Annotated in this window: 20 protein-coding genes; 16 read left to right on the forward strand and 4 right to left on the reverse strand. The window is 43.6% G+C overall.

The genetic code is table 11. The annotated features are described in order from the left end of the window. Nucleotides 1–10: 10 nt before the first annotated feature. The 3 genes from UB32_RS04155 (at nt 11) to aceA (ending at nt 4,775) form a co-directional block, all read left to right on the forward strand. A complete protein-coding gene (locus UB32_RS04155) occupies nt 11–1,222 on the forward strand; it encodes a CamS family sex pheromone protein (RefSeq protein ID WP_044391451.1) in 1,212 nt (403 codons plus the stop codon). 159 nt (nt 1,223–1,381) lie between these two features. Then, a complete protein-coding gene (gene pruA, locus UB32_RS04160) occupies nt 1,382–2,929 on the forward strand; it encodes an L-glutamate gamma-semialdehyde dehydrogenase (RefSeq protein WP_044391453.1) in 1,548 nt (515 codons plus the stop codon). 562 nt (nt 2,930–3,491) lie between these two features. After that, on the forward strand, nt 3,492–4,775 hold the full coding sequence (aceA, locus tag UB32_RS04165) for an isocitrate lyase (RefSeq protein ID WP_044391455.1): 1,284 nt from the start codon (nt 3,492–3,494) through the stop codon (nt 4,773–4,775). A 65-nt stretch (nt 4,776–4,840) separates the two neighbouring features. On the opposite strand, the gene UB32_RS19970 is transcribed toward aceA, so the two are convergent. Continuing rightward, a complete protein-coding gene (locus tag UB32_RS19970; protein WP_157841609.1) occupies nt 4,841–5,005 on the reverse strand; it encodes a hypothetical protein in 165 nt (54 codons plus the stop codon). Between the two features lie 447 nt (nt 5,006–5,452). Then, nucleotides 5,453–5,665, reverse strand: coding sequence for a hypothetical protein (locus UB32_RS04170; RefSeq protein WP_044391457.1), 213 nt, complete (start codon nt 5,663–5,665; stop codon nt 5,453–5,455). A gap of 249 nt (nt 5,666–5,914) precedes the next feature. On the opposite strand from UB32_RS04170, the gene UB32_RS04175 reads away from it, so the two are divergent. The 4 genes from UB32_RS04175 (at nt 5,915) to gatB (ending at nt 9,734) form a co-directional block, all read left to right on the forward strand. Further along, a complete protein-coding gene (locus tag UB32_RS04175) occupies nt 5,915–6,358 on the forward strand; it encodes a YueI family protein (RefSeq protein ID WP_431305961.1) in 444 nt (147 codons plus the stop codon). Between the two features lie 175 nt (nt 6,359–6,533). Then, nucleotides 6,534–6,824 (forward strand): Asp-tRNA(Asn)/Glu-tRNA(Gln) amidotransferase subunit GatC, encoded by a 291-nt coding sequence (gatC, locus tag UB32_RS04180; RefSeq protein WP_044391458.1) that lies wholly within the window; start codon nt 6,534–6,536, stop codon nt 6,822–6,824. Nucleotides 6,825–6,835: 11 nt separating this feature from the next. Further along, nucleotides 6,836–8,293 (forward strand): Asp-tRNA(Asn)/Glu-tRNA(Gln) amidotransferase subunit GatA, encoded by a 1,458-nt coding sequence (gene gatA, locus UB32_RS04185; RefSeq protein WP_044391459.1) that lies wholly within the window; start codon nt 6,836–6,838, stop codon nt 8,291–8,293. A 13-nt stretch (nt 8,294–8,306) separates the two neighbouring features. Beyond that, nucleotides 8,307–9,734 (forward strand): Asp-tRNA(Asn)/Glu-tRNA(Gln) amidotransferase subunit GatB, encoded by a 1,428-nt coding sequence (gene gatB / locus UB32_RS04190; RefSeq protein ID WP_044391461.1) that lies wholly within the window; start codon nt 8,307–8,309, stop codon nt 9,732–9,734. Between the two features lie 309 nt (nt 9,735–10,043). Here the strand turns inward: gatB and putP are convergent, their stop codons facing one another. Together putP and plsY are read right to left on the reverse strand one after the other, a co-directional pair. After that, nucleotides 10,044–11,522: a sodium/proline symporter PutP gene (gene putP / locus UB32_RS04195; RefSeq protein WP_044391463.1), complete on the reverse strand. Its 1,479-nt coding sequence runs from the start codon at nt 11,520–11,522 to the stop codon at nt 10,044–10,046. Between the two features lie 155 nt (nt 11,523–11,677). After that, the gene (gene plsY, locus UB32_RS04200; RefSeq protein ID WP_044391465.1) at nt 11,678–12,289 is read right to left on the reverse strand and encodes a glycerol-3-phosphate 1-O-acyltransferase PlsY; all 612 of its coding nucleotides are present in this window, start codon (nt 12,287–12,289) and stop codon (nt 11,678–11,680) included. A 249-nt stretch (nt 12,290–12,538) separates the two neighbouring features. Here plsY and UB32_RS04205 point away from each other — a divergent pair, with 249 nt between their 5' ends. The 9 genes from UB32_RS04205 to UB32_RS20375 all read left to right on the forward strand — a co-directional run bounded on the left by UB32_RS04205 (nt 12,539) and on the right by UB32_RS20375 (nt 23,868). Next, on the forward strand, nt 12,539–13,480 hold the full coding sequence (locus UB32_RS04205; RefSeq protein WP_044391466.1) for a diacylglycerol kinase: 942 nt from the start codon (nt 12,539–12,541) through the stop codon (nt 13,478–13,480). A 160-nt stretch (nt 13,481–13,640) separates the two neighbouring features. Further along, complete coding sequence (locus tag UB32_RS04210) at nt 13,641–15,086, forward strand: nicotinate phosphoribosyltransferase (protein ID WP_044391516.1); 1,446 nt, start codon at nt 13,641–13,643, stop codon at nt 15,084–15,086. Nucleotides 15,087–15,218: 132 nt separating this feature from the next. Then, the gene (recQ, locus tag UB32_RS04215; protein WP_044391518.1) at nt 15,219–17,351 is read left to right on the forward strand and encodes a DNA helicase RecQ; all 2,133 of its coding nucleotides are present in this window, start codon (nt 15,219–15,221) and stop codon (nt 17,349–17,351) included. A 147-nt stretch (nt 17,352–17,498) separates the two neighbouring features. Then, complete coding sequence (gene rlmD / locus UB32_RS04220) at nt 17,499–18,875, forward strand: 23S rRNA (uracil(1939)-C(5))-methyltransferase RlmD (RefSeq protein WP_044391468.1); 1,377 nt, start codon at nt 17,499–17,501, stop codon at nt 18,873–18,875. Nucleotides 18,876–19,175: 300 nt separating this feature from the next. Beyond that, the gene (locus tag UB32_RS04225) at nt 19,176–19,769 is read left to right on the forward strand and encodes a helix-turn-helix domain-containing protein (protein WP_044391470.1); all 594 of its coding nucleotides are present in this window, start codon (nt 19,176–19,178) and stop codon (nt 19,767–19,769) included. Between the two features lie 21 nt (nt 19,770–19,790). Next, entirely contained in the window at nt 19,791–21,314 is a 1,524-nt protein-coding gene (locus UB32_RS04230; protein WP_044391471.1) for a type I restriction-modification system subunit M, read from the forward strand. Continuing rightward, complete coding sequence (locus UB32_RS04235; RefSeq protein WP_044391472.1) at nt 21,304–22,386, forward strand: PIN domain-containing protein; 1,083 nt, start codon at nt 21,304–21,306, stop codon at nt 22,384–22,386. The genes UB32_RS04230 and UB32_RS04235 overlap by 11 nt, the downstream gene beginning before the upstream one ends. Beyond that, nucleotides 22,379–23,668 (forward strand): restriction endonuclease subunit S, encoded by a 1,290-nt coding sequence (locus tag UB32_RS19760; RefSeq protein ID WP_052806947.1) that lies wholly within the window; start codon nt 22,379–22,381, stop codon nt 23,666–23,668. The genes UB32_RS04235 and UB32_RS19760 overlap by 8 nt, the downstream gene beginning before the upstream one ends. Then, on the forward strand, nt 23,665–23,868 hold the full coding sequence (locus UB32_RS20375; protein ID WP_044391474.1) for a hypothetical protein: 204 nt from the start codon (nt 23,665–23,667) through the stop codon (nt 23,866–23,868). Before UB32_RS19760 ends, UB32_RS20375 begins: the two co-directional genes overlap by 4 nt.

Genomic DNA, 23,868 nt, shown 5'->3' on the forward strand with positions numbered 1-23,868 from the left:
TGTACATGCCATGAGAAAGCTTTCCATAGTCGCTCTATCTCTTGTCCTTTTGCTGACGGCCTGTGCCCCTAATTTTCAAAAGCAACAAGAGGTCGTCCAGAAAAAGGATGATGCTACGAAAGAAAAGGCGATTATCCCGAAATACAAAATTTCGGACAAATATTACCGTACCATCATGCCGTTCGAGCCGGGGTCGGCCCGCGGCATGGTCGTCAATAATTTGAATACTAGGTATGACATCACCGAGTTTGAAACGGGATTGATGCGGATTGCCCAAAACTCTTTTTCGACCGATCAGTACGTTTTTAAAGAAGGCCAGTACCTTGACGGTGACACTGTCTCTGCCTGGCTGGCGAGAGAAATGACGCCTGCTCAGGTAAAAGCGAAGGAAGAAGAACTGCGGGCTAAGCAGGAGAATAAAAATAAGGATGTCACAGTGGAAAATCTTGGATTAAATCCGATCGATACTGGCACAGGAGACATCAAAACTCGAAATGAAAAAAATCCAATTTATCTGGCCCATATCCTCGAGCATGATTACCTCGTCCAGTCCGGGAAAGAGGGAACATACCAGCTTGGCGGCATTGCGATCGGGCTGGCGTTGAATTCCATTCATTATTATCGTACCGAAGAATTTGGAGCTGTATACGAAAAAAACATAACCCGGTCTGAACTGGAAGCAGAAGGGAAGAAGATTGCCAAGCAAATACTGAGCAGACTCCGGAATATCGAAGAGTTAAAGAATATCCCGATTACTATTGGGTTATTTGAACAGGAAAGCCGCTCTTCCGTCGTGCCGGGGAATTTCTTTGCTTTTACAGAAGTTTCCCAAGGAAGCAATGATATCGGCAACTGGAAAGAAGTAAAAGAAGAATATATCCTGTTTCCATCTGACAAAGCGGAGAAGGAACACAGGGATGATCTGACATTTTTCGAGAATTTCAAACAGGATGTCGAAGCATACTTCCCTAACTACAATGGTGTCATTGGCAAAGGATTTTATTTAGATGGCCAGCTGCAGGAGCTGAACATCGAAATTCCTATCCAATTTTACGGAAAGGCAGAAGCAATCGGCTTCACCCAGTATGTAACCGGTCTTGTCATGGAGCATTTCCCTAACTATGTTACCGTGCAGGTCAGCGTCTCCTCCGTCCTCGGGCAAGAGGCGCTAATTGTCAAAAAGCCAGAACAGGATGAACCTTTTGTCCATATTTATGAGTAAAAGCAAAGCAAAGAGCAGAATGGCTCTTTGCTTTTTCCGTATCGTCTAAAATCGTCGAAATAAGCAGGACTTGCTAATACGTTGGCATTGAACACTAAGAGACTCTCATGATAGAATGGAAAGGGAATGAAAACGATTTACTACATAGGAGGGGATCGAATGGTTCAGCCATACAAACACGAGCCTTTCACGAATTTTAAAGTTGATGAAAACCGTGAAGGATACTTAACAGGACTTAAGACAGTGGAAGGTTATCTAGGCAAGGATTACGATTTGGTTATTGGCGGAGAGAGAGTCTCGACAGAAGCTAAAATTGTATCTTACAACCCATCCAATAAAGAAGAAGTTGTTGGACGCGTTTCCAAGGCCAACCGAGAGCTTGCTGAAAAAGCAATGCAGGCGGCTGTCGAAGCGTTCAAGAGCTGGAGAAAAGTGAAGCCTGAAACACGTGCAGATGTTTTGTTCAAGGCTGCTGCCATCATTCGCCGCCGCAAGCACGAATTTTCGGCGCTTTTAACAAAAGAAGCTGGTAAGCCATGGAATGAGGCAGATGCTGATACAGCAGAAGCAATCGACTTCCTTGAGTTTTATGCTCGCCAAATGCTGCGAATCAAAGACGGCGTCCATGTAGAAAGCCGTCCAAATGAAGACAATCGATATGACTATATTCCTCTTGGAGTTGGAATCATCATTTCGCCATGGAATTTCCCGTTGGCGATCATGGCTGGAACAACTGTAGCAGCAATCGTCACTGGAAACACAGTTCTATTAAAGCCTGCTTCGACCACACCGGTTGTTGCCGCTAAGTTTGTTGAAGTCATGGAAGAAGCAGGACTTCCTGCAGGAGTTCTTAACTTTGTACCAGGAAGCGGCGCAGAAGTTGGCGACTACCTTGTTGACCATAAAGACACTCGCTTTGTAAGCTTCACCGGTTCACGCGATGTAGGTCTGCGCATTTACGAGCGAGCTTCAAAATTGAATGAGGGTCAAATCTGGCTGAAGCGGGTCATCGCTGAAATGGGTGGCAAAGACACAATCGTTGTCGACAAAGACGCTGACCTAGAATTGGCTGCACAAGCGATTACTGCATCTTCATTTGGCTTTTCCGGCCAAAAGTGCTCCGCATGCTCACGTGCCGTCATCGTTGAGGACGTATATGACCAGGTCCTTAACCGTGTTGTTGAACTGACAAATGAGCTTAAGCTGGATGATCCTACCGACCAGAGCACATTCATGGGTCCTGTTAACGACCAAAGTGCATTCGATAAGATCATGAGCTATATTGAAATTGGCAAAGAAGAAGGGCGTTTGATGACTGGCGGCGAGGGCGATAGCTCAAAGGGTTATTTTATTAAGCCAACCATCTTTGCAGACGCTGATCCAAAAGCTCGCATCATGCAGGAAGAAATCTTCGGCCCAGTTGTTGCATTCGCAAAAGCGAAGGACTTTGACGAAGCGCTTGAAATCGCGAACAACACAGAATACGGCCTAACTGGAGCAGTAATCACGCGTAACCGTGAACACATCCAGAAGGCACGTGAAGACTTCCACGTCGGTAACCTTTACTTCAACCGCGGCTGCACAGGCGCAATTGTCGGATATCAGCCATTTGGCGGTTTCAACATGTCAGGAACAGATTCAAAAGCTGGCGGACCTGACTACCTACTGCTCCACATGCAAGCTAAGACTACTTCCGAAATGTATTAACAAATAGAGCTGTGACATCCCCCTTCTCATATGAGGAGGGGGATTTTTTTTAATAACAGAATTTATATGTTGACCCTTTTTGTGAAGCCGGAGCACAAACCATTTTTAGCTTTAGAAGGAGCAAGCCCATCATCCTAAAGAGGATAGCCTAGGTCCTATTTATCCCAAGGGCAACCCTTTTAACGAACCTTATAACAAACCGAACAAGAAACCGATCATGATAATTGCCACGATGATCATTAGAATGGTTCCTACCACAAAACATCACCTAATACTATGACTACATTGCCCCAAAAAAACCGGAAATCGGAAAAAGAGGTCACCAATGAGCACTATACTAAGTCTATTTTTCATCAAATAGGGTCTAAAGTCTCAATTTTAGAATCTTTTCAGAAAAATTCACAAAATGGTTGCATTCAAAAAATTCTGTTATATAATACTTATTAGATATATCCGATCTGTACTATAACAAAGGGGTGAAACGCAGAAAAGAAATTAATAGGAAGTATCTATCAGTCTCTCGTTTAGTAGCTGGAAAAATCGTAAATCAGGAGGAATGAAAATGACTCAAGATCGTGTAAAGCAATTGCAGGAAAGCTGGGAATTGGATAACAGATGGGCTGCGGTAGAAAGAACCTATACTGCGGAAGATGTTATCAAGCTTCGCGGTTCAATTGATATGGAATATACACTTGCACGTCGCGGTGCGGAAAAACTTTGGAAACTACTAAATGAAGAAGACTTTGTCAATGCACTCGGAGCATTAACTGGCAACCAGGCAGTGCAGCAGGTAAAAGCGGGCCTTAAGGCGATTTACTTGAGCGGCTGGCAGGTAGCTGCAGACGCAAACCTATCCGGAAATATGTATCCAGACCAAAGCTTGTACCCTGCAAATAGTGTCCCTGCGGTAGTTAAGCGGATCAACCAAGCTTTGCAGCGGGCCGACCAGATCACTTATGGCGAAGGAGAGGATTCTATTGACTGGTTCGCGCCAATCATAGCGGATGCAGAAGCGGGCTTCGGCGGCCAGCTAAACGTGTTCGAATTGATGAAGGGAATGATTGAAGCGGGTGCTGCAGGCGTGCATTTTGAGGACCAGCTTTCTTCTGAAAAAAAATGCGGACACCTTGGCGGCAAAGTGCTGCTTCCAACACAGACAGCAGTACGCAATCTAATTGCTGCACGACTTGCGGCAGATGTAATGGGAACGCCAACCTTGATTGTTGCGCGAACGGATGCGAATGCAGCAGATTTGATCACAAGCGATGTCGATCCGACTGATGCCCCATTCATCACAGGCGAAAGAACTCCTGAAGGATTCTTCCGCACGAAGGCTGGTCTAGATCAGGCAATTGCCCGCGGTTTGGCGTATGCCCCATATGCTGACCTGGTCTGGTGTGAAACATCTGAACCAGACTTGGAAGAAGCTCGCCGGTTTGCAGAAGCCATCCAGGAAAAGTTCCCTGGAAAGCTGCTTGCTTACAACTGTTCGCCGTCATTCAATTGGAAAAAGAAGCTGGACGAGGAAACGATCGCAAAGTTCCAAATCGAGCTTGGGAAAATGGGCTATAAATTCCAGTTCGTTACATTGGCAGGCTTCCATGCGCTAAATCATAGCATGTTCGAACTGGCTCGCGGCTACAAAGAGCGCGGCATGGCTGCATACTCCGAGCTGCAGCAAGCCGAATTCGCAAGTGAGCAGTACGGCTACACAGCAACAAGACATCAGCGCGAAGTCGGAACTGGCTATTTCGATGATGTATCAATGGTCATCTCTGGAGGAACTTCCTCAACGACTGCGCTAAAAGGGTCCACTGAGGAAGCGCAATTTACTGCTTCTAGATGAATTTGTCCGTTTAACGGGTTTTCTTCAAAAGATAAGAAAAGCATAAAATTCACTACGAGAATTGTCTAGCTCCAGCGGCTAGCCCCTCGAGTCGCTAGGCTAGTGTCGCCTCCTAGAAACTCCGAAACTTCAACTCCACCGGCAGAAGCAAAAAGCGCTTCTTCCGGTGGAGTCTCCAGTTTCTGTGTTTCTGGGCAGTCGGCTATACTTATTGGTTTCGATCCGCCCATTCGATCCGCCCAATGAAGTCAAAGAACGACTTCACCGGTCGGCCCTCCGAGGCACAGGACGTGCTAGACCCGCCCGCCACGGGACTTGCGTTTTAGGCGGGCAGCGCTTGTCGGAGCTGACCAAGGCGCTTGCGCTTTTCTCATAATATCAGAATTTATATGTTGCCCCTTTTTTGCAATTGCGGGAAAATCGAGGCGTGGAGCCAAATATTCTTAAACGAATCTATTTTGTTGATAGACCAGAAGGTGAAAAACGTCTCGAGGAGTTAGCGGCAAACGGGTTGCCTAAGCGTTGAGCAATGTGCTAGTGCTGGACAAGACAAGAAACCGACGTTATTTTGACAGGTTTGGGTGCTTGGAGTGAAAAGTTGTCAAGAAAGCCCTGTTATTTTGACAGGTTCTATGTTCTTATCAAAAAAACCGATCCTGTGAGGGTTTGGGGTGAAATTATTTATTCGGATGGTGATAGGCTCGGTTACGATCGGAATAGGTTTGAGCGAAGCGAGGAGGAGGCTCGCCTGACGCCCAACGGAAAGTGAGTGTCTGGAGTAGAAATCGATTATCCGCCAAACCCAAAAAAGGACCGGGCGCAGTTTGCCCGGTTTTTCTCATCCCTGGGTCATTTAACTCAGGGATGGATTTACCATTTGATTTTTTCACCTTGCATTCTCCTATTTGTGTCCTTCTCTTCGATGCGAAGAGAAGGTTTTTTTTGCCCTGAAATAGGTTAACCTTAAACTAGCACAGACAAATGGGCGCGAACATACATAATATTAGCCAAGGTTTTTATTTACGATTCAATCAATGACGAAACGCAAAAACCAAAAAACTGTCGAGAATCGATGTGTGGGAAAGCAGGGGTTTCGCTCAATAGCACACAAAGAGGTAAGATGATACAATAAGTTGGAGGTGGACCAATTGAGCAATAGTAAGATGGATGATTATTTGCAACAAGGGATCCATGGTGCAAAGCAGACAAAACCTGATGAGCGAAGAAGGTTTCTGACAACTCTTCGGGAAAGGGTGGTCATCGCGCTTACACAAAGAGAAGTGATCCGAAATGGCGTTGAACCAGAGGTGGAACAACTGATGGATCAAAATCAAGATGCCCATCTGTTTTTAAATGGCAATCTCTCCTATCCATATTTATCAGAATATATTAAGGCGGCAGAGAAGCGCGGGATCGAGTTTACGATCGTGACCAACAAGGAGTATGACTCCGAGTTGGGGCTAGTTTTAGCGCATGATTATGCGATCGATAAGGAAGATATTTATCTCAGTAAAAAGAAACCAATGCCCAAAACTGCTCCAGTCAAGAAAAAAGGATTCTTTTCTCGATTATTCAGCAAATGAGCAAGCCAGTTAATCTAGGCCTGCTCCTTTTTTTGTCTAGGAAAGAAATAAAGAGTTCCAGTAATAGGTACCTTGTGTAGAAATAGTACAAACGGCAAGGCTTATATTGCTTTAAGGACGAAAACTTTGCTATGATGATTATTATTGACTGACGATTGAACATGGAGGTGCTTATATGTCAAGGATTTCAGAAGGTCAGGTGAAGCATGTCGCACACCTGGCAAGATTGGCGATTACGGAAGAAGAGGCGCAATTGCTGACAGACCAGTTGGATAAAATCATTACATACGCAGAACAGTTGAATGAGCTGAATACGGATAATGTTGAGCCGACTGCTCATGTGCTGGAAATAAAGAATGTGATGCGAGAGGATCGTGCCCAAAAAGGACTGCCACGTGAAGAGGTTTTAAAGAATGCACCGGAACACCAGGATGGGCAGGTAAAAGTACCTGGAATTATCGAGTAGGAGGATCGGCGATGAGTTTATTTGAACATAAGATTTCGGAACTTCATAAGCTTTTACATAAAAGAGACATAAGTGTTTCCGACCTGGTCGACGAATCATACAAGCGAATTGGCGAGGTCGAAGGCAAGGTGCAGGCGTTTTTAACCTTGGATGAAGAAAATGCCAGAACAACCGCAAAAGCATTGGATGAAAAGGCCGTGCAAAACGGTCCAACGAGTAAATTATATGGCCTGCCAATTGGAATAAAGGACAATCTTGTAACAAATGGTCTGCGTACGACGGCAGCAAGCAAGATTCTCGAAAACTTCCATCCTATTTATGATGCAACGGTAATCCAGAAGCTTAAACAAGCCGAAACCGTGACAATAGGCAAGCTGAACATGGACGAGTTCGCGATGGGATCATCGAATGAAAACTCAGGCTTTCAAAAAACACACAACCCATGGGATTTGGACCGCGTACCTGGTGGGTCTTCAGGCGGTTCAGCTGCATCAGTAGCAGCAGGGGAAGTGCTGTTCTCTTTGGGTTCTGATACAGGTGGATCCATCCGCCAGCCGGCATCGTTCTGTGGAGTGGTAGGCATGAAGCCAACATACGGACTTGTTTCCCGTTTCGGATTGATCGCGTTTGCGTCTTCTTTGGACCAGATCGGCCCGATTACACGAAATGTAGAAGACAATGCCTATTTGTTAACAGCAATCGCTGGCTACGATGAGATGGATTCAACTTCTGCAAAAGTTGATGTACCAGACTATATTGCTTCCCTAAATGGCGATATAAAAGGGTTGAAGATCGCAGTACCAAAGGAATATCTTGGTGAGGGTGTGAACGAAGAGATTCGCAAGTCTGTGATGGATGCTCTTGCAGTCCTGGAACAACTAGGAGCAACATGGGAAGAGGTTTCCCTGCCGCACTCCAAGTATGCTCTGGCTACTTATTATCTATTGTCCTCTTCCGAAGCGTCCGCGAACCTGGCACGCTTTGATGGCGTTCGCTACGGTTATCGGACACCAAACGCAGAGAATCTGATCGAAATGTATAAAAAGACTCGAGCAGAAGGCTTCGGTGAGGAAGTGAAACGCCGGATCATGCTTGGAACTTTTGCGCTTAGCTCTGGATATTATGATGCTTATTATAAAAAAGCGCAGAAAGTTCGGACACTGATCAAGCAGGACTTTGAAAAAGTATTTGAACAATATGATGTCATTGTAGGACCGACAACGCCTACGCCTGCATTTAAATTCGGCGAGAATACGAGCGATCCGCTGACAATGTACGCAAACGATATTTTAACGATTCCGGTAAACCTAGCTGGCGTTCCAGCCATTTCGGTTCCATGCGGATTCGACCAGGGACTGCCGCTTGGTTTGCAAATTATTGGCCGTCATTTTGATGAAAGCACCGTGTATAAGGTTGCCCATGCTTTCGAGCAGGCGACATCATTCCATAAACAACAACCTGAGCTATAAAGGGGTGAAACAGATGAAGTTTGAAACGGTAATTGGCCTTGAGGTCCATGTGGAATTAAAAACAGAGTCTAAAATCTTTTCGGCAAGTCCAAACCAGTTTGGTGCCGAGCCGAATACAAATACAAGCGTGATCGATCTCGGCTATCCGGGGGTACTGCCGGTCTTAAATAAGAAAGCAGTCGATTACGCTATGAAAGCGGCTATGGCTTTGAACTGTGAAATTGCAGAGCATACGAAATTTGATCGCAAGAACTATTTTTACCCGGACAATCCGAAAGCCTATCAGATTTCCCAGTTTGATAAGCCGATCGGGGAAAATGGCTGGATTGAAATAGAAGTCAATGGCTATAAAAAGAAGATTGGCATCACGCGCATCCATATGGAAGAGGATGCCGGAAAACTAACTCATGGAGACGGCTATTCATTAGTAGACTACAATCGTCAAGGAACGCCGCTCGTGGAGATCGTATCGGAACCCGATATACGCACGCCGGATGAGGCATATGCCTATCTTGAAAAGCTGAAGTCCATCATCCAATATACAGGCGTATCGGATTGTAAAATGGAAGAAGGCTCCCTCCGGTGTGATGCGAATATCTCCATCCGTCCAGTTGGCCAGAAGGAATTTGGCACAAAGACAGAGCTGAAAAATTTGAATTCCTTTAACTTTGTGCGCAAAGGGCTTGAGTATGAGGAAAAACGCCAGGAACAGGAAATCCTAGCTGGCCGCAAAATTCAGCAAGAGACAAGGCGATATGATGAAGCCACGAACACGACACTGCTCATGCGCGTGAAAGAGGGATCAGATGATTATCGCTATTTCCCTGAACCGGACTTACCTGATCTTTACATCGATGAAGAATGGAAAACAAGAGTCCGTGCAGAAATTCCAGAACTCCCTGACGAGCGGAAGAAGCGATATGTCGAGGAAATGGGACTGCCGCCTTATGATGCTGAAGTGTTGACTGTTTCAAAGGAAATGGCTGATTTCTTTGAATCAGCAGTGCAAGCAGGTGCAAACCCTAAGCAGGCATCCAATTGGCTGATGGGAGAGGTTTCAGCTTATCTGAAATCCGAATCGAAGGAGCTTCATGAAACAGCACTGACATCTAAAACACTTGCCGACTTAATCAGTCTGATCGAGAAAGGCACGATCTCTTCCAAGATCGCCAAGCAGGTTTTCAAGGAATTAATCGAAAATGGCGGTGAGCCGGCGCAAATAGTCAAGGAGAAGGGTCTTGTGCAAATCTCTGACGAAGGAGAGCTGCTAAAAATCATTACTGAAATCATCGATGCCAATCCACAATCTGTTGAAGACTTTAAAGGTGGAAAGGACAAGGCAAAAGGTTTCCTTGTCGGTCAAATTATGAAAGCGACAAAAGGCCAGGCGAACCCGCCATTAGTTAATAAACTGTTGGTGGAAGAACTGAATAAAAAATAATAGCGAAGGCTGGCGAATCAATCGCCAGCTTTCTTGTCGTTATTTCCCGAGAAATGATGTCGAAATTACCCAATAAACTTTCAAACTTGATTCTTTTTTTATAGATTAAGAAAGTAGAAAAGTTGTTTGAGAACTGTCCAGCTCCAGCGATAGTCGGGACACGCCAAGGCACTTGCGCTGTTCTTTATTGGCAGGTTCGATGTTCTTATCGAAAAAAAACCCGGTCCTATGAGAAGGTTCGGGTTGAAATTCTTTATTTGGATGGTGAAATGACGAAATGTCAGTGGACCTCGCTCGGTGCCATCGGTTTTATTCCGATTTTAAGTTCTCTACACTCTGATTAAATTCCTTTTCTATCTCCGGGTTTGTCTTAAAAGTAACCAGGCTGACGACGATGGATACAATCAGATTGATCAGGAAGCCAGGGACGATTTCATACATGGTGTCGCTCAGACCGGCATTGCTCCAGATGACGACGGTGGCTGCGCCGGCAACCATCCCGAATATCGCTCCCCAGTTGGTCATCTTACGCCAGTACAGGCTTAGCAGGATGATCGGTCCGAACGCTGCACCGAAGCCTGCCCATGCGTATGCCACCAGTCCAAGAATGGTATCGTTCTGAGCCCATGCAAGCACAGCGGCTACGATTGCTACTAAGAGCACAGCCAAGCGTCCGAAAAATACATATTGCATATCGGATTTCTCTTTTTTGAATAAAATTTTGTATAAATCTTCCGTAAGGGCGCTGGATGTAACAATCAACTGAGAAGAAATCGTGCTCATGATCGCAGCCAGCACCGCAGCCAGCATGAATCCAGCAAACAATGGATGGAAGAAGATTTGCCCGAGCACAATGAAAACTGCCTCAGGGTTATCCAGTTTCACATCTGGGTTCTGATTGAAATAAGCAAGACCGACAAGAGATGTTAGAACAGCCCCAATTAAGGAGAAAATCATCCAGCCCATTCCGATTCTTCTGGCACTTTTTATTTCTTTTATCGATGTAATCGCCATAAAGCGGGTGATGATATGCGGCTGGCCAAAGTAACCAAGCCCCCATGCGGAAGTGGAAATGATCCCGAGTACGGTAGTCCCTTTAAATAAATCAAGCAAGGAAGGATCAATTGACCGGATTGTGTTGAACGTCTCGGCAGTTCCGCCTGTTTTTGAGAAGCCGATGATCGGTACAAGCAGCAGAGCGAGGACCATCATCATTCCTTGAATGAAGTCGGTGTAGCTTACCGCGAGGAAGCCACCAAATAAGGTATAGGCTACGACAACAACGGAAACAAGCAGCAAGCCGGTATGATAATTAAGGCCGAAGGAACTCTGGAAGAACACGGCACCGGCGACCATTCCAGAGGAGACATAGAAAGTGAAAAATAGTAGAATAACAATGCCGGAGATAATTCTTAAAAGCTTTGTATCATCTTTAAAACGGTTTTCAAGGAAGCTTGGGATGGTGATCGAGTCATTCGCTACAAGTGTGTAGGAACGAAGTCGAGGCGCAACATACAACCAGTTCAGGTATGCACCTACCGTAAGGCCAATCGCAATCCATGCATTCGCCAAACCACTAACATAAATTCCTCCTGGAAGACCCATCAAAAGCCAACCGCTCATATCGGCCGCTCCGGCACTAAGTGCGGTGACTGCTGGACCGAGCGATCTCCCGCCCAGCATGTAGTCTGTCAGATTGGCAGTCTTTTTGTAAGCGTACCAGCCGATATAGAGCATCACGGCCATGTAAATTCCAATCGCGATAATTTGATACATTTCATTGGACATCATCTTTCCTCCTTTATTTTTGCTAATAAAAATAAAAAAATATTGCCAATACATGTAATATTCTATCATTTTTTCTGAAAAATTAACACTCTATTTTTCTGCAAAAAAACTATTCATTTCATAGTAATTTTCTCTATTACTATACTAAATTGATGTTAGCGTTTTTTAGGAGGAATGCGATCGCGGCCTTTCTTATCAGTGATCTTCGGTTCACTGCCATTAAAGAAATTCTGGATGTTTGACCGGTGCAAGAAAAGTAACAAAATAATAAATGCAGTAAAAATAAGTGGTTCTTCGATGTTCGGTGAGAAGAATGAATAAATAAGCATCGCAATTCCAACTGAAATAGAGCCGATAAATACATATTTGGTCAAAAGAATAACGGTGAAAAAGGTAAGATAGACGGCCAGGAACATGCCGACATCAGCAATCAGCAGCACACCTGCTGTTGTTGCGATTGCTTTGCCGCCGCGAAATCCGGCAAAAATTGGGAAGCAGTGACCGATGACCGCAATTAATCCCGCATACAAAGGTTCGACCGGGACATTGAAAATCAACGGAAGGGAAGCAGCCAGCACTCCTTTTCCCCCATCAATCAGCAGGACAATGATCGCAGCCTTTTTGCCCATCACTCGAAGTGTATTCGTGGCACCAGGATTTTTGCTGCCGTGGTTCCTAATATCGACTTGGAAAAAATATTTTCCCATCCATAAGGCTGTTGGAATCGAGCCAATCAAATAGGCAGCTAGGACCATCATCCAAATCATGAAACATCCCCCTTTTTCCCGTATAGATTTTTAAAAGATATTGCCAATAAATGTAATCGCTCTCTTTGTATTGTACGGAAAAAAGAGTAAAATGGAAAGAACATTTCTGGAGTGCTTTTTTGGCAAATAGTTTTGAAGTAGCTTATGATAGATCTGGTAGTGTCTCGGTGATTGCATGGACGAGAAATATGAGCTATGATGTAAAATGATGGAACAAAATTAAAAACCAAGGTAAATAGGATGATGGGTATGAAAAGAGCAAGAATCATTTATAATCCGACTTCCGGACGGGAAGCTTTTAAAAAGCATCTTGCTGATGTTTTAGTGAAACTAGAAAATGCCGGCTATGAAACCTCTTGCCATGCAACAACAGGGGAAGGGGATGCGACGCATGCAGCGAGGATTGCAATCGAGCGGCGCTATGACCTGGTGATTGCAGCTGGCGGTGACGGGACGATCAATGAAGTGGTCAATGGCATTGCTGACCAGGAATACCGCCCGAAAATTGGTGTCATTCCAGTAGGTACAACGAATGACTTCGCCCGCGCACTGCATATTCCTCGTGATATCGATGCGGCAGTCGACATCATTGTAAATGGCGAAACGATCCCGGTGGACGTGGGCCGGATTAACGATAGATATTTTATTAATATTGCAGGCGGCGGCAGGATGACTGAGCTGACATACGAAGTTCCAAGCAAACTCAAGACGATGCTTGGCCAGCTCGCGTACTATTTAAAAGGAATAGAGATGCTGCCATCCATCCGTGCGTCCCATGTGACGATAGAGTACGATGGCAAGCTGTTTGAAGGCGAAGTGATGATGTTTCTCGTCGGACTTACAAACTCAGTCGGCGGCTTTGAGCGCCTTGCCCCTGATTCATCGATCAATGATGGCTTGTTTTCGCTGTTAATATTAAAAAAGACAAGCCTGGCTGATTTTATCAGGATAGCTTCGCTGGCAGTGAGGGGCGAACACATCTATGACCCTGGGGTGATCTACACACAAGCAAATCGGATCAAGGTGCAGGCGAAAGAAACGGTGCAGTTGAATCTGGACGGCGAATATGGAGGCAATCTTCCAGCTGAATTCGAAAATTTGTACAGGCATATCGAAGTTTACGTCCCGCTTGATGAAATCCGTCCTGAAGATCGTCCGGAGAACCTCGAAAGGAAGTTTATAGCTGAATGAAGAAACGGGGGAAAGGTGCTTCCCTCTGTCCCTTCGAGGGCTCGATTGGTTAGATGGGAATGCGGCATCATTGAAATAGATCAGTGCATCAGCAAAGACAAATCAGATGCAGTAATTTGGGGGTTTTTTTTTGAGTACGAAATTTATAGATGACAGCTTAATGCTCCATACGGACTTATATCAATTAAACATGATGGAAACTTACTGGCGTGATGGCGTTCACAATCGCCGGGCGGTTTTTGATTTGTTTTTCCGCAAGCTTCCTTTCGGCAATGGTTATGCGGTTTTTGCCGGGCTGGAAAAAGTCATTCATTATATCAAGAACTTTGGCTTCACAGAAAGCGATATCCAGTATTTAAGAGAGGAAGGGGAATTTGGAGAGGATTTCCTAGCCTTTTTACAAGATATGAAATTCACTGGTTCGATCCGCTCGATGCAGGAAGGGGAAATTGTTTTTGCCAATGAACCGCTGTTACGGGTGGACGCTCCACTTGCCCAAGCGCAGTTAATCGAGACGGCGCTGCTGAATATCGTTAACTATCAGACACTGATTGCAACAAAAGCCTCGCGTATCAAGCAGGTCGTGAAGGCTGAGGTGGCGATGGAGTTCGGTACGCGCCGGGCACATGAACTGGATGCGGCGCTCTGGGGCACTCGTGCTGCCTATATTGGAGGATTTGACTCGACAAGCAACGTACGTGCAGGCAAGCTTTTCGGTATTCCAACTGCTGGAACCCACGCGCATTCCATGGTTCAGGCGTACAAGGATGATTATACCTCCTTTAAAAAATACGCGGAAACCCATAACGATTGCGTATTCCTCGTCGATACTTACGATACGCTCAGATCGGGTGTGCCGAATGCAATCAAGGTCGCCAGGGAATTTCGCGACAAAATCAATTTTATCGGAATTCGTCTCGACAGCGGCGACCTTGCTTATCTTTCAAAGGAAGCGCGCAAGATGCTGGATGAAGCAGGTTTTAAGCAAGCGAAAATTGTCGCTTCCAGCGATCTGGATGAATACACGATAATGAACCTGAAAGCCCAGGGGGCTAAGATCGATATTTGGGGAGTCGGCACCAAATTGATCACCGCTTATGAACAAGCTGCGCTCGGAGCTGTTTATAAAATTGTTGCAGTGGAGCAGTCTGATGGAAGAATGGAGGACACCATCAAAATTTCCTCCAATCCTGAAAAAGTAACCACACCGGGAATTAAAAATGTATACAGGATCATCAATAATATCAATAATCGCTCTGAAGGGGATTATATTACACTGGAGGATGAAAATCCGCAGCAGGAAAATCGCCTGAAGATGTTTCACCCTGTCCACACTTTTGTCAGCAAATTTGTCACTAATTTTTCAGCACGCGATTTGCATCATGATATATTTACGGATGGCCAGCTCGTGTACAATCAGCCAAGCCTGGGGGAAGTCCGCAAGCATTCGACATACTGCCTCGGTGTGCTTTGGGAAGAATACACACGTATGCTCAATCCAGAAGAATATCCGGTTGACCTCAGCCAAAAATGCTGGGACAATAAAATGCGCAATATAGAAGAAGTGAAAGAAAAGATCGCAAAAATGACTGGTGAGAGTATGTAAGGGTATATGCTGCTTCCTGAGGGAGGCAGCTTTTTCCTTTTAAGACGGGGGCATTTTTGCATGTTTTCTGATACAATGAAAGAGTATTTCCTCAGCCAATCCACATTTTTTCTCACTGAAAGGAGCCCACAAATGCTGCAAAAAGCCATTGAATTATTGCAAAAATATTTTGGTTATACGACATTCCGCCGAGGCCAGGACGAGGCGATCGCCTCCGTGCTGGATGGGAAAAGCACGGTCTGCGTTATGCCAACCGGCGGCGGAAAGTCAATTGTTTACCAAATTCCTGCTCTTGTGATGCCGGGAACGACTCTCGTTATTTCCCCGCTGATCTCGTTGATGAAGGATCAGGTGGATACGCTCAGCCAGCTCGGTATTCCAGCTGCCTATATCAATAGTTCGCTGACTGCCCGCGAAGCTGCATCAAGGATGAATGATGCTAGGAATGGAAAGTACAAGCTGCTGTATATTGCACCCGAACGCCTTAGTTCCTGGGAATTCATTCAAGACTTGCAGGAAATGGACATTCCGTTGATCGCGGTCGATGAAGCGCACTGTATTTCCCAGTGGGGCCATGATTTTCGCCCAAGCTATCTGCAGATTTCCGGGCTTGTTGACCGTCTGCCGCGAAAACCGATTGTACTGGCCTTGACGGCTACCGCAACTCCAAAGGTTAGGGAAGATATTTGCGCCTCGCTAAAAATAGACCCTAATCATACCGTGATTACCGGGTTCGAGCGCAGCAACCTGAGTTTTTCTGTTGTTAAAGGACAAGATCGCCAAGTCTTTTTAAAAGATTTCATCAAAAAGAATGAAAAAGAAGCAGGGATCATTTATGCGGCGACACGCAAAACGGTTGACCAGCTTTATGAGTGGCTGCACAAGGAAGGCTTCCATGCTGCCCGCTACCATGCTGGCATGAATGATGAAGACCGGACTCGTGAACAGGACCGCTTTTTACAGGACGAGGCCACCGTAATGGTCGCGACATCGGCGTTCGGAATGGGAATTGATAAGAGCAATATTCGCTACGTCCTCCATTTTCAGCTGCCTAAGAATATGGAAAGCTATTATCAGGAAGCTGGCCGTGCCGGTCGGGACGGCCTGAACAGCGAATGTGTCTTGCTGTATTCCTCTCAGGATGTCCAGGTACAGCGCTTTTTGATTGACCAATCAGCGGATCGCGAACGAATAGCACCCGAACTGGAAAAACTGCAGCAAATGGTCGGGTACTGCCACACCGAGGAATGCTTGCAATCCTATATCCTCCATTATTTTGGTGAAAGGGAAACGGAACCATGCGGCCGCTGCGGAAATTGTACGGACTCACGTGAAACGGAAGACGTCACAAAGGATGCCCAAATGGTGCTGTCCTGCATCATCAGGATGGGGCAGAAGTACGGGAAAGCGATGACGGCGAATGTTTTGACTGGATCGCGAAATAAAAAAGTGACCGAGCTGCGCCTCGATAAACTGCCGACGTACGGATTGATGAAAAACCGCAGTTCCAAACAGGTGAACGACTTGATCGAGTTCCTGATTTCGCAGGAATTAATTGGCGTTGAGCATGGAACCTACCCAACCATCTATGTCCCTGAAAAGGGGAAGGGTGTATTGCTCGGCAAGACGAAGGTGTTTAGGAAGGAAGCAGTTCGAGTCAAGCAGGTTTCAAACGATGACCCGTTATTTGAAGAACTGCGAGAGTTACGGAGAGAGATTGCTTCAGCCGAAAAAGTTCCGCCATTTGTCATTTTCTCCGATTCTTCTTTGAAGGATATGTGCCTGAAGCTGCCGCTGACGAATGCGGATTTTCTTAATGTAGCTGGTGTCGGAGAGCACAAGCTGCAGAAGTACGGGGAACCATTCATTCAACGGATCATCGAATTCTGCAAGGAATATCCAGAGCGTCAGCCTGTGATGAATGCCGTTGTCGAGGGCGGAAAGAAACCGGCGAAAAAAGCTGTTGGCGACTCTCATCTTGAAACCTACAAGCTGCATCAGTCGAAACTGTCAGTTGCTGAAATTGCCGCCAATCGCGAACTTGCGGAAAGTACCATCGAAAATCACTTGATTCAATGTATCCAGCAGGATATGGAAGTTGACTATAACGTGCTGATTCCAGCAAAGTTTATGAACGACCTCGAGCAGGCCGTATCTGAAGCCGGCCGCGACAAACTCAAGCCAATCAAGGAACTCCTTCCCGATCATATCAGTTATTTTATGATCAAAGTCTTTTTGTACATGTCTAAAAAGAAGGTACATTAAGAGAGACGCAGCTTAGTTGTCCAGTTCCAGCGTTAGCCCATTCGAGACGCCACAAGTACAATGATAGTTGCAGACTGTGCCTTTCGCAATCATACAAGCAATGTGATAAACTCTGACTTAGCTAATTCACAGCAAAGGACGGAAATGATGAGCAAAACAATCCCGGTTAAAAAGAATGATTATCTAGAGGTTGAGTTTGAAGATTTGACGCATGACGGTGCTGGTGTCGCAAAGATCGATGGCTACCCGATTTTCGTGCAGGGCGGTCTCCCCGGAGAACATGCGAAAATAAAAGTTACCAAGGTAAACAAAGGATACGGCTTCGGCCGGCTGATAGAAATTCTTGAACAAAGCCCATTCCGTGTTGAATGTCCGGCTGAGGATGCCCATAAGTACGGAGGCTGCCAGCTGCAGCATATTAGCTATAAGGGTCAGCTTAAGTATAAGGAAAATATGGTGAAGCAAGTGCTGACACGGATTGGAAAGCTTGAGGATGTTGTGGTGCACCCGATTATCGGGATGGACAACCCGTGGCATTACCGAAACAAAGCCCAAGTGCCAGTTGGGGAGAAAGACGGCAAGCTGATCGCCGGCTTTTTCAAGCCGCGAAGCCACGAGATCGTCGATACAGACGAGAGCCTGCTTCACCTTCATGAAATAAATGAGGCAATCAAGGTGGTAAAAGAAATCGCCAGTGAGCTTGGAATCCAGCCTTATCAGGAAGAATCGCACAAAGGTGTGCTACGCCACATCATGGCCAGGTATGGCAGACAAACCGGTGAGTTGATGGTGGTTATGGTAACGAGGACAAATGAGCTTCCTCAGCGCGCGAAACTGGTTGAAAAGATTATCGAGCGGCTTCCTAAGGTAAAATCAATCGTTCACAACAGTAACTCCAAAAAAACAAATGTCATCATGGGCGATCAAACAGAGGTACTATGGGGCAGCGAAGTCATCTATGACTACATCGGAGACATCAAGTTCGCCATCTCAGCGCGGTCTTTCTATCAAGTTAACCCTGAACAAACAAAAGTACTCTACGATAAAGCACTTGAATATGCAGAGCTTACAGGCAAAGAGTCCGTTATTGACGCCTATTGCGGCATCGGCACCATCTCGTTATTTTTAGCACAAAAAGCCAAAAAGGTATTCGGAGTCGAAATCGTTCCCGAAGCCATCGAAGACGCAAAGCGAAATGCCCAACTAAACGGCATCATAAATACCGAATTTGCAGTCGGTGAAGCAGAAACAGTCATACCTGCCTGGTATAAAGAAGGGAATAGTGCCGATGTTTTGGTTGTCGACCCACCGCGCAAAGGCTGCGACGAAGCACTTCTGCAAACCATCATAGACATGAAACCGAAGAAGGTAGTGTACGTCTCATGCAATCCAGCCACCCTCGCAAGAGACCTGCGAATCCTGGAAGAAGGCGGGTTCAAAACCCTTGAAGTACAACCGGTTGATATGTTCCCGCAGACGACGCATGTGGAGACGGTAGTATTGTTATCAAGGGTAGAGAAGTAAGAGTGTAAAAAGGTAAGTAAATAAGCACTTTCTGTGATTTGAGATCTGGTTTCATGCCGGAAGGATAATCACGGTTTTTTATTTTGTGGGAACTTATCTAAGAATGCGGAATGCAAGGTTTATAGGTTAGATTTACTTTAGGGCTCGTGAGTTGATAAGATTGCTGACAAAAATGCGGTGAGTGGATAGGATTATTGTCAAAAAATTAGAAAACATTTACACTTTTTATTGACCGAGTCAATAAAATGAAGTACAATAAATATTAGGTGGGATTATAGCCCTGCACCAGGAGGTGAGAACTTGATAGGATTAGAATATATTTTAAACCTCTATAACCTTCAACATATAGAACTAGCTGAAAAACTTGGCATTAAAAAACAAAATATAAACATGTGGGTGAAAGGGCGACAGAACATTCCAAAGAAATATCTACCGGTTTTAGAAGAACTCTTTGGCATTGATCAGTCCTACTTTGGGCGTGAGCTTACAGAAATTGATCAGTTGGAAATCCAAAAGGAAAAGCTGAAAAGAGATCTTAAGCCTGTAATCAAAAAGCATGAGCAGCAGTTTTCACTGGGAGAGATTAATGATCTCATTGAAGTTCCCATCTATGATAAAGAAGAAATGAATGCAATAGAGCGAGATATTGAAAAGGCCAAGCTTGTATCTAAGTTTAAGGCCGCGATGGATATAGTGGATAATAATCCATACTTGGAGACTTATAAACTGATCGTAGAACTACTTGAAAAAGTGCAGCATGAATCAGTTCTGCACAAAACAATTGAAGCATTGGCTCACTATTATCAAGTCTTACCTGATTGGGTAAGCAGCGAACCTGAACAAGAAGGCTTTGAAGGTGAAATATTTGAAGTCTTTGATGATCATAATTATTAAACATTTGGAGGGAATATATAAATGGCTGAGAACACAGGGAACATCGGATTTGAAGAGACACTTTGGAAAGCGGCAGACAAACTTAGAGGGAGTATGGATGCCAGTGAGTATAAACATGTGGTACTGGGATTGATCTTCCTTAAGTACATATCCGATAAATTTGAAACAAAGTTTAACGCTCTAGTGGAAGAAGGAGCAGGCTTTGAAGAGGACCGAGATGAATATGAAGCAGAGAATATTTTTTGGGTTCCCAAAGAAGCTAGATGGTCATTTATCAAAGACAATGCAAAAGACTCTAAAATTGGCCAGTACATTGATGATGCCATGATTCTTATTGAAAAAGAGAATACATCGTTAAAGGGTGTACTAGATAAGCGCTACGCAAGGCCAGAAATAGATAAACGGAGGCTTGGAGAACTGATTGATCTTATCTCAACCATCAAGCTTCACCAAAATGGAGAAAAGGACTTACTTGGTAGAGTTTATGAGTACTTCCTTGGCCAGTTTGCAAGTGTTGAAGGAAAAGGTGGTGGAGAATTCTATACCCCTACCAGTGTTGTTAAGACTTTGGTTGACATGATCGAACCATACCAAGGTAGAGTCTACGACCCCTGCTGTGGATCGGGCGGTATGTTTGTGCAGAGTGAAAAGTTTGTGGAAGATCATCAAGGGAAAGTTGAAAATCTCTCCATCTATGGTCAGGAGATGAACTCAACAACGTGGAAACTTTGTAAAATGAACCTCGCTATCAGAGGTCTTGATGCCAATTTAGGACCACACCATGATGATACGTTCCATCACGACCTTCATAAGACTTTAAAGGCAGACTATATCCTTGCTAATCCCCCATTTAACATTAGTGACTGGGGAGGAAATCAACTTACAGATGATGTGAGATGGAAGTTTGGTATTCCACCTGCAGGGAATGCGAACTACGCATGGCTTCAGCATATGGTTTATCACTTGGCCCCTAATGGAAGCGCGGGTATTGTTCTCGCTAACGGATCATTAAGCACAAATACATCGAACGAAGGTGAGATTAGAAAGAATTTGTTAGAAGGGGATATAATCGATGCAATTGTTGCGCTTCCTGATAGATTATTTTATTCAACAAGCATTCCTGTCTCGCTTTGGATTTTAAATAGAAACAAGAAGGATAATCCGAGGTTTAGGCCAAGAGATCACGAAGTTCTCTTTATTGATGCTCGACAACTAGGTGTAATGATTGACAGAAGACATAGAGAACTATCGGAAGAAGATATCACTAAGATATCCGAAACCTATCATGAATGGCGAAATATAGATGGAGACTATGAAGATATTAAGGGGTATTGTAAGTCAGCAAAGATTGAAGATATCAGAGAGCATGAATATGTCCTAACGCCTGGAAGGTATGTAGGCATTGAAGATGTCGAAGATGATGGTGTACCATTCGATGAGAAGATGGAGAATATGACAGCAGAGCTGGCCGAACTATTTGCAAAATCCCGACACTTAGAGGAGGAGATAAGAAAGAATCTTGGGGGTATCGGGTATGAGTTCTAGTAACCCCAATAATTATGTCATAATATTTGATACTAATATTCTATATGAAAAAGCGGAAAATGGATGTGACTTTTGTGAATTTAAGTTTAATAGACTTTTTCAAAATATCGTAGATGAGATTGAAGAACGTGATCTTGTTGAACATATTACTATTGCGGTACCTGATGTGGCTTGGAACGAGTTATATCAACAAAGGATACAATCATATAACCGAAAGAATCAAGAGTTGGAAAAGTTATTAGAAGCTTTTAAGTTTCCAAATTTTCAGTATGAAATGTCATTACTCGATTATGAAATCTACTTAAATGAGCAAGTTGACTTATTTAAAAAAAAGCTTGATAACTATTCAATGAATGTAATCAGTATAGATTTACCTAGTGAAACAAGATTTAAATCAATTGTAAAACGTGCTTTTTCTAAACTTCCCCCATTTGAAGGAATTGACAAAAAAAGTGATAAAGGATTTAAGGATGCTTTAATATGGGAGAGTGTATTAGAATTTAAGACGAAGTGTTCTGAATCTAAAGTAATATTATATTCTCGAGATGGATTATTCAACGATGTGCTTGCGGAAGAATACAATGATCTCTTTAAAGATTATTTGATATTGTTAAATAAAGAAGTTGATGTAATAAAACAAATTGCGGAGATTCAAAAGACTGTAAATCAGCTTCGCAAAATAGATATAGATGAAGTTAAGTATTACGAGGAGATAAGACTTCTGACAAGCTTCGAACTAATAAAAGATGTGATTTTTGAAACTGAATTATATAAAAAAATCGGTTCACAAATTTATGATGTTAGTGATGTTAGGGATAGTGAAATCAAGAATGTTATAGAAACTACAGATATTAATTCTAAAGAGTATATTAATTTTGAAATAAATATTCAACTCAGTTTGACATTCTCAAATTCTGAAAAAGAAGAAGATATTGATTTAGAAAATGAAGAAATCGTGTTTTATGTTGAGTATAGCTTTTATGAGAAGTGTTTTTATATCACAAAAGTTTATGCATTAGAAAACTTTTATGATCTTAATAAAAGGCAGTTAGGCGGTGGAAAATTTGTTTAGAAGAATGAAACTTTCAGAGATAGGTCAAATAGTTGCTGGTGGAACACCAAAAACAAAGATTGAAGAATATTGGAACGGAGATGTCTCTTGGATAACCCCCAAAGACTTATCTTCTCATGCAGGCATGTATATTTCAAAAGGAGAACGAAATATTAGCCAGAAGGGACTAGACAACTCCAGTGCAAAACTTCTTCCCAAAGGGACCGTTTTGTTTACTTCAAGAGCGCCTATTGGTTATGTTGCTATAGCAAGGAATGAAGTGACTACTAATCAAGGGTTTAAGAGTATTATTGTGGACGATGAAAACGATAATATATTTGTATATTACTTGTTAAAAAACAATATAAGTCTAATAGAAAATCATGCAAATGGATCAACATTTAAAGAAATATCTGGCGCAGTTATGAAGAATTTAGAGTTTGACATTCCATCGCTAATGGAACAAAAATCCATAGCCCACATCCTTTCAACTTTAGATGACAAAATTGAAGTCAACAATAAGATTAACAAAACACTTGAAAATATGGCACATGAAATCTTCAAGCAATGGTTTGTGGATTTCGAATTTCCCAATGAAGATGGAGAACCTTATAACTCCAGTGGTGGAGAAATGGTTGAAAGTAAGCTTGGATTGATTCCTAAGGGATGGGAAGTAAGCACATTAAAAGACGTGATCAATATAATTGATAATAGAGGAAAAACACCTCCACAGGAGCCCAACAAAACAATCTACCCAATAATCGATGTGAAGGCTTTGTCAGGTGATATTAGAGTAATTGATTATAATAATTGCATGAAATATGTTAGCAAAGAAACTTATGACAATTGGTTTAGGAGTGGGCATCCGAGCCAAGGAGATATTCTTTTATCAACTGTGGGTAGTTTAGCAGAATTGAAAATATTTATGGGGAATACAGGATGTATTGCTCAGAATGTCGTTGCTTTAAGAGCTATAAATATTTCCAATCTTTATTTATTTGAGTTGCTGAAAAATATTAAAAACGATTTAGTATCTTATAATATTGGATCAGTGCAGCCTAGTATTAAGGTAACACATATTGTTAAACATAAGATTCTTATTCCAAATAATATTATTGTTGAGAAATTCCATCATTTTATTGATAGAATTACAAATAAAATATTTGTTAAGCATAATGAAAACGTGTTATTAACTTCAATGAGGGATTCACTTATCCCTAAACTAATGTCCGGTGAAATCAGAGTTCCCTGCTTGCTTGACGGCGCAGGTAAACCTTGTGATGAAGAAGGTGCCGCATCGTGAAGTTTGGGTTCCGAAAACCAAGTTTAAAAAGAAGAATCTCTGCAAGAACCAGCATCAAAAGACAGCTGGTGCATCGAGCAGGGATAAAGATGCCGCGGGGATATGGATTTCTGAGGAATCCCAAGAAAGCAGTTTACAACAAGGTATATAATCGGACATCATTTGATATATTTAAGGTCCTTAAAAGGCTATTCAAATAA

The organism is Mesobacillus subterraneus, assembly GCF_000934845.1.
GTDB classification, from domain to species: Bacteria; Bacillota; Bacilli; order Bacillales; family Cytobacillaceae; genus Mesobacillus; species Mesobacillus stamsii.

Bases quoted from the DNA above. Each gene is read 5' to 3' on its own strand.
- gatC (WP_044391458.1), top strand. From the start codon at position 6,534: ATGTCAAGGATTTCAGAAGGTCAGGTGAAGCATGTCGCACACCTGGCA.
- plsY (WP_044391465.1), bottom strand. From the start codon at position 12,289: ATGATTTGGATGATGGTCCTAGCTGCCTATTTGATTGGCTCGATTCCA.
- gatB (WP_044391461.1), top strand. From the start codon at position 8,307: ATGAAGTTTGAAACGGTAATTGGCCTTGAGGTCCATGTGGAATTAAAA.
- putP (WP_044391463.1), bottom strand. From the start codon at position 11,522: ATGTCCAATGAAATGTATCAAATTATCGCGATTGGAATTTACATGGCC.
- rlmD (WP_044391468.1), top strand. From the start codon at position 17,499: ATGAGCAAAACAATCCCGGTTAAAAAGAATGATTATCTAGAGGTTGAG.
- UB32_RS04155 (WP_044391451.1), top strand. From the start codon at position 11: ATGAGAAAGCTTTCCATAGTCGCTCTATCTCTTGTCCTTTTGCTGACG.
- UB32_RS04205 (WP_044391466.1), top strand. From the start codon at position 12,539: ATGAAAAGAGCAAGAATCATTTATAATCCGACTTCCGGACGGGAAGCT.
- UB32_RS19970 (WP_157841609.1), bottom strand. From the start codon at position 5,005: ATGGGCGGATCGAAACCAATAAGTATAGCCGACTGCCCAGAAACACAG.
- UB32_RS04210 (WP_044391516.1), top strand. From the start codon at position 13,641: ATGCTCCATACGGACTTATATCAATTAAACATGATGGAAACTTACTGG.
- pruA (WP_044391453.1), top strand. From the start codon at position 1,382: ATGGTTCAGCCATACAAACACGAGCCTTTCACGAATTTTAAAGTTGAT.
- UB32_RS04230 (WP_044391471.1), top strand. From the start codon at position 19,791: ATGGCTGAGAACACAGGGAACATCGGATTTGAAGAGACACTTTGGAAA.
- gatA (WP_044391459.1), top strand. From the start codon at position 6,836: ATGAGTTTATTTGAACATAAGATTTCGGAACTTCATAAGCTTTTACAT.
- aceA (WP_044391455.1), top strand. From the start codon at position 3,492: ATGACTCAAGATCGTGTAAAGCAATTGCAGGAAAGCTGGGAATTGGAT.
- UB32_RS04235 (WP_044391472.1), top strand. From the start codon at position 21,304: ATGAGTTCTAGTAACCCCAATAATTATGTCATAATATTTGATACTAAT.
- recQ (WP_044391518.1), top strand. From the start codon at position 15,219: ATGCTGCAAAAAGCCATTGAATTATTGCAAAAATATTTTGGTTATACG.